The sequence below is a fragment of the Roseibium sp. RKSG952 genome (genome assembly GCF_009711355.1).
Genome location: NZ_SMMF01000750.1, coordinates 1 through 6,762, shown reverse-complemented (window position 1 = coordinate 6,762; position 6,762 = coordinate 1). Strand labels below are relative to the sequence as shown.

The 6,762-nt window shown below is 56.2% G+C and carries 1 protein-coding gene; it reads right to left on the bottom strand.

The genetic code is table 11. From position 1 onward, the window contains the following. Window positions 1-109 precede the first annotated feature (109 nt). A complete protein-coding gene (locus tag E1297_RS05505; RefSeq protein WP_244327648.1) occupies window positions 110-6,757 on the bottom strand; it encodes a non-ribosomal peptide synthetase in 6,648 nt (2,215 codons plus the stop codon). Window positions 6,758-6,762: the final 5 nt, after the last annotated feature.

The following is a 6,762-nucleotide window of genomic DNA, read 5'->3' as shown; positions in this document are numbered from 1 at the left end:
CACACCACAACGATCAACCCGGACCAGAGGGAGTATCTCGGTAAGAGGAAGGTGTTTCCTGTTTTTCAGGAACGGGTTCTCGGCAGTTGTCATGTCAGAGGCCGCCATTTTACGCTCCCTTGATGAATTTGCCGGCAGCCCCCTTGCCGAAGACTTCTTCAAATTGTGGAATCAGCCCCGGGTTTTCCCGAATAAGTCTGATTTCTTCTTCGGTCGGCGCCATTTCACACAAGGTGGACAGCATTCCGCCAAGTTTTTCCACCGTATCATGTTGGAAAATGGTACTTGCGACCAAAGACTTACCTGTTTTCGTCTTGATGACCTCAGCCAACCGGACTGCTGCCAGTGAGTTGCCGCCCAGTTCAAAGAAACTGTCGGTCCGTCCGACCTGATCGATTGCAAGGACCGTTTCGAAGGCCTCGGCAATCAACACCTCGGTTTGACCGACAGGCTGCTCGTATTCGGCACGCGCAACCTCCCCACGGATTTGAGGCAATGCACTACGGTCGGTCTTGCCGGAGGGTGTTAGTGGCAGATGCTTCAATCCAACGAAACTGTCGGGCACCATGTGCGGAGGCAAAAGCTCCGCGAGTCTTGAGCGCAAGCTAGCAAGGTCAACAAGGCCTGCGAGTTCAATGGGAAAAACATTCCGCGGATTGTAGTCCGGACCATTGTCTTTGCTCTTTGGAACAAGATAGGCTGTCAGCTGCCCCTCAGAGCCGGATTGTTTCTGGACCGCAACAGCAGCTTGGGCGATGCCTTCGATCCCGGCAAGAGCCGCTTCTATCTCGCCAAGTTCAACCCGTTTGCCCCGGATCTTCACCTGTCCGTCAATCCGGCCCATGTATTCCAGAGTGCCGTCCCTGCGCCACCGCACAAAGTCGCCGGTTCGATAGAGCCGCGCACCTGGCTCTCCCGAGAAAGGATCTGCAACAAACCTTTCCGAGGTCAGCCCGGCCCGGCCCAGATAGCCACGGCACAAACCCGGTCCGCCAACCAGCAATTCGCCATAAACACCGGACGGGACCGGTTGCATGTGCGGATCCACGACATGCAGGTCGAGATCGTCAAGCCCAACGCCGATATTGCTGATGCCAGCTTCCACCGCCGTCTGGTCAACCGGCTGCATGGTGACGTGAACCGTGGTTTCGGTGATACCGTACATGTTAACAAGCTTAGGTTGCTGTGAGCCGTGCCGATCAAACCAGCCAGCCAGTTTGGCCGGCACCAAAGCTTCGCCACCGAAGATAACAAGTCGCAGATCAGGAAGATCCATGGCCTGTTCAAGGACACTGGCGCTGAAACCTTCAAATGCTGTGGGCGTCTGGTTCAGGACAGTGACCTTGTACAGTTGAACAAAGTCAGCAAACCATCCCGGTGACCGCGCGATTTCCTGTGGAACGAGAACAGCCTCTCCTCCTGTGCAAAGTGCGCCCCAAGTCTCCCAGACCGAGAAATCAAAGGCATAGGAATGGAAGCAAGACCAGATATCCTGATGGCCGAACCCGAACTTGTCACATGTCGCATGAAGCAGCCGGGTGACATTGTGGTGAGACACCAGACTGCCCTTCGGGCGCCCTGTAGAACCGGATGTATAGATGATGTATGCAAGTGATTCAGGGGTCAGAGGCGCCACTCGGACCTGATCTGTGATGGGTCCATCGGTCAGGCACTCAACGTGACCTCGGATAACCGGATCATCAATGATGAGCACATTCTTTTCATCATCTCCTGACGCACCCTGCAACACGGAACACAACCCGCTCGTTGTGATGAGCAAGTCTGCGTCTGCATCACAGAGCATGTAGCCAAGACGGTCTGCCGGGTATTCCGGGTCCAGCGGCAAATAGGCAGCACCGGTTTTCAGAATCGCCAACAACGTCCGAATCAGATCCGGGGAGCGTTGAAGACATACGCCGACAACGCTCTCAGGCCCGATGCCGAGCGATATGAGGTATCTGGCAAACTTGTTCGTTTCCTTGTCAAGCACATCATATGAGATCGACCGGGCCCCGTGGGTAACGGCCGGTGCAGCACGACGCTGAGCAACCTGAAGAGCAAACATTGCCGGAAGGGTGTTGCTCCCCGCGTCTCCCGCTCTCGACGTGATCGTGCCAGCTTCCGGCTCGAAGAGCGGCAGCGCCCATACACAGGTGTCAGGCGCTGCGAGCGCGGCCGACAGGAACCAGTGAAGCCCTGCACCAATTGAGCTAACAGTGCTTTCGTCGAAAATGTCGGTGGCATACTCCAGCGCAACATGAACACCGGTCTCCGACGGATAGACATCAACTGTGAGATCGTGTTTCGCAACAGGTGGCTTCGCATTTCCAAACAGAGAGATCTCCAGATCGTCCTGTTTCAACCGGCTGAAATCCAGAAACGCATGCATGACAAGGACAACCTGGAATACAGGAGTGGCGTTGTGGTTTGCCCGTCCAAGTGCGGCCACAACCTCTTCAAAAGGCACATATTGATGGGCAAATGCGTCGCCGACTACCTGCTTGGCCTCGGCGAACAGGTTGTCAAATGCGCCTTCCTGATCAATCTTGGTACGCAGCGCCAGCGTATTGCCGAAGTAGCCGAACTCGTCCCAGAGGGCTGCATCCGGCTTCATCACATGCGGCGTTCCAATCACAATGTCCGATGATTGTGCCAGCCGGGACAAGACCCCGGACAAGGCAGCAACAAACACCATGAATGCTGTGCCACCGCGCTGAACCGCAAATGTCTCTATCTGGCGCCATTGGTCCTGATTGAAGCCGAGGGTTGAAATCCGTCGGCCCTCATGCGTCCTCTCGGATGGCCGCGGTCTGTCGAGAGGAAGGTTGATCACTTCAGGGGCGTCAGCCAACTGCTGTGTCCACCACCCCAGATCACTCGCCAGTCTGGCTGACAGGGCTTCGGAATGCTGCCAAGCGGCGTAATCGGCATAATGCAGCGTGAGCTCCGGCAAAACGGCTTCGCGTTTGTGCAGTGCTCCTTCATAGAGCGCAAAGAAATCCGCCGGCATCACATGGCTCAACGACCAGTTGTCGCCGACGATGTGATGGTTCGCAAGGCACCAGATATGATGATCATCCGCGAGTTTCAGCACAAGTGCACGGCAAGGATAGTCCACGGCCAGGTCATAAGGCTCTGCCATAAGGGCCGCACAGCGTGCTTCGGCATTCTTTTCAAGTAACCCGCGCGGGGTCGGTTGGGCCGACCAATCCTCGAATTGAACCTTCAGAAGCCCAGGGGGATCAATTTCCTGAAGCAGCCGGCCGTCTTGCCAGACAACCCTCGTATGCAAGACTTCATAACGATCCAGAATTTTCTGAACAGCGCTCAGCAAGGCATCCGTATCAGCCTTGCCTCGAAGCACCATCGGCAAGCCTTCATTGTAAACAGGCCGTCCGGCGAAGAGCTTGTTTGCCATCCACATGCGCGTTTGTTCGAACGAAGCAGGAATTGGCGCAGACCGGTCCGCAAAAACGACGGGCGGCAAGGCTTCGCCGGAGACGTCGTCCAAACGGACGGACATTTCCCGAATAGTCGGATGTTCAAACACCAACCGGACCGGGACGTGGGTCCCAATTGCCTTTTCCAAACGCAATGCAAACTGCGCGGCAAAGATCGAATGCCCGCCAATATCGAAGAAATTGTCGTCAATACCAACTTTCTCGAGCGACAACCGATCGTGGGCGATCACACTCCTCATGATGCAGCACATTTCCATTTCCCGCTCGTTTCTGGGCGGGACATATTGAACGCTGGCCACAGTCACGCCGTCTTCCGGAAGCGCGCGCCGGTCCACTTTTCCCGATGATGTTAGCGGAAGACGCGAAAGGCCGATGAAGCCGGACGGTATCATGTGTTCGGGCAGCACCTTGCCCAGTTCGCTGCGAAGCGTCTGGAGGTCCCAGCCCCCATCGAGCGCAAGCTGATGACACCCGTTTCGGATTGCATCGGTCAGGTCATCCGGTTTCAAACCCAAAGCACTCGCAAGCTCGTGATCTGTCAAATCGTCGGGAACAAGATAGGCAATGATCCGGTAATCGGGTCCAGCCGGACCTTGCTCTTTACGAGCCGCTACGGCCGCCTGGGCGATGCCTGCCTGGTGAGCCAGCGCAGCCTCGATTTCGCCAAGCTCGACCCGCATGCCCCGGATCTTCACCTGGGTGTCGATCCGGCCCAGGAAGTCCAGCGTGCCATCGGCCCGCCAGCGCGCAAGATCACCTGTCCGGTACAGCCGTGCCCCCTCTTCACGCGAAAATGGATCGGCAATGTATTTTTCTGCCGTCTGGCCCGGGCGGCCCAGATAGCCACGTGAAACCTGAGCGCCACCGATCAACAACTCACCTGCAACACCAATCGGTACCGGTGCCATATGTTCGTTGACTACATATATCTGCGTGTTGCCAACCGGATTGCCGATCGGGACACTTTGCGCCTCCGGATCTATTTCACCTTGCCACATGGAACTCGACATTGAGACTTCTGACGGGCCATACCCATTGATGCATCTAAAGGATTTGCCTGCACCCGTGAGTGTCCTCCAAAGTTCTGCCGAGGGCGCCTCCCCACTGAGATAGACAGTACTGTGATCCGGCAGGCTCTGCAGGCCATCCTGTTGGAGCACTGTTTGCAGTAGTGAAGGTGTCAGCTGGAGATAGCTGTTTGCCTGCCCGCCCCCCGCCTGAGCTTGTGGAGGTATGTCGAAAAGCCCTTCGCCCCGGGAGATGTTGATCGTTCCCCCGGTTGACAAAGGGAACCAGATTTCACGGTTTATCGGATCGAACCCTTGCGGAGTCCGCAAGACACTACACACCCGATTGCTGGTATCCATATCCCGGGCAAACCACTGAATGAAATTTGCAAGGGAAGCATGCTCTATGGCAACGCCCTTTGGTGTCCCTGTAGACCCGGATGTGAAGGTGACATAGGCAGTCTGCTTGCAATCCAAGGGGACCGGGACGCCCGGGGATGCGGCACTTGAGAGATGGTTGTGACCGATCTCTTCAATGTCATGAACTGTCACGCCCTGATCTGCGCAGATTTTCACGAAATCGGTGCTGTTGCCGTCTTTGGCCTGATCATGTTGAAACCCGCCAACAAGCAGCGTGCGGCAGCGACTTTCTTTCAAGCACAAGAGTTGACGATGGCCGGGATCAAGCGGATTTAGAAGCAGATATGCGCCGCCAGCTTTCCAAATTGCCAGCAGAGCAACAATCAGCTCCGCCGAACGTTCAAGTTTGACCCCGACAACCACTTCGGGTCCAACACCTTGCTCAATCAGGTATTGAGCCATCCGTGCCGATGCGCGCTCGAGCTCTCTGAAATCCATCTTCCGATCACCGTCGACAATGGCGACAGCGTCCGGTTGCTTGTCCACCTGTACCTTGAACAAGTCAACCACAGTTGCATTCCCGGAATATTCAACAGACGTATCGTTGAACGCCATGAGAACGCGAGATATTTCATCCTGATCAACAAGAGGCAGATCCGATATCCGGGTGTCTGGAGAGCCGACAACCGTATTGAGCACGCGGCCGAACATCGCAGCGATCCGGTCTGCCATTTCCGGATCAAACAGCTGCGTTGAATAGAACAGGTGCCCGCGGAGCCCGTCACCGGTTTCTGTCAGATTGATCTGCAGGTCAAATTTGGCCTGAAGAGCAGTTCCTTCCAGTATCGTTGTTGCTTCAACATTTGACAGGTTAATGGAATCGGCTATTTCCGGGATATTCTGCAGAACCAGCATGGTTTGGATAATGGGTGCATGGGCCATCGTCCGGGCTGGGGAGATGGCGTCAACCACCACCTCGAACGGCACCTCCTGATGCTGGAAGGCCTCCAGCACCATGGGTTTGGTCCTGGCAAGCTGCTCCTCGAAGGTGGCGTGTTTATCAATCCGGTTGCGAAGCGCCAGGGTATTTACAAAAAAGCCGACAAGAGGCTCCTGCTCTTCCATTTGACGGCCTGCAACGGCGGTTCCAACGACCACATCCTCACCAGCCCCCAGAAGCGCAAGCAACGCAGCATAGGCTGTCTCCAACACCATGAACACGGTCGCCCGATGCCTGGAGGAAAGGGCTTTCAAACCTTCGGTGACATCTTTTGAAATATGGACCGGCACGGTTCCACCGGTGTAACTCTTGGTCTTCGGGCGTGGCCGGTCGAAGGGCAAGGTAATCGCCTCCGGGGCCCCTGCCAGCTCCTGCTTCCACCATTCGAGTTGTTCCGACAGCCGCTCGCCCGACAGCACCTTGCGTTGCCACACCGCATAGTCAGCATACTGGATCGGCAACGCCGGCAAGTTCGCTTTGGCGCCTCCCGTTTCTTCCTCAAAAAGGGCGGCGAGTTCCTTCAAGAGCAGAACGTCACTCCAGCCATCCCGGATCGTATGATGCCCACCAAAAACAAAGATGTGCTCCGAGCTTCCCAAAGACAGAAGATGCGCCCGGAACAGCGGTCCCTGTTCCAGGTCGAAGGGAGACTGCCGGAGCACTCTGACCTTTTCTTCAAGGGCGTCACATGCAATCTCGGAAACATCTTCAAAGCCAAACCGGAAACCGCTTGTCTCCAACGGCGAAATCACCTGAAACGGTGTCCCGTCCACCTCCTCGAACCGGGTTCTGAGGCTCTCGTGGCGTGCCACGAGCCGGTTCACCGCCCGCTCCAGCGCCCCCCGGTCCAGCTCCCCTTTCAACGAGAAGGCATGAACCTCGTTATAGGCAACACCTGCCTGCACATCGAGCTTGTCGAGGAACCACAGGCTCT